Genomic DNA, 373 nt, shown 5'->3' with positions numbered 1-373 from the left:
TCCTCGGGCCCGCGCCGCGACGACCGTGGGGAGCGGCCGGCATACGGGCAGCGTCGTGACGACCGCGCCCAGCGCCCGTCCTCGGGCCCGCGCCGCGACGACCGTGGCGAGCGACCGGCATACGGCCAGCGTCGTGACGACCGTGGCGAGAGCCGCGGTGGCTACCAGGGCCGCGACAGCCGCCCCGACTCCCGCAGCGCCGGCTACCAGGGCCGCGACGACCGCACCTCCTCCGCGCCACGCCGCGACGACCGCGGTGACCGACCGGCCTACGGCGGTCCGCAGCGCAGCGAGCGCAACGACCGTCCCGGCTACGCCGGTCCCCGACGCGACGACCGCGGCAGCCGCCCCACGTACGGCGAGCGCCGCGACG

The 373-nt window shown here is 79.1% G+C and carries 1 pseudogene; it reads left to right on the top strand.

Annotation, left to right across the window (positions count from 1 at the left end):
• Positions 1-373, top strand: a pseudogene (locus tag N801_RS21275) (DEAD/DEAH box helicase); the annotation flags it as partial.

Source organism: Knoellia aerolata DSM 18566 (genome assembly GCF_000768695.1).
GTDB classification, from domain to species: Bacteria; Actinomycetota; Actinomycetes; order Actinomycetales; family Dermatophilaceae; genus Knoellia; species Knoellia aerolata.
The sequence above is the reverse complement of the archived record's forward strand: the minus strand, read 5'-3'. Positions and strand labels throughout refer to the sequence as shown.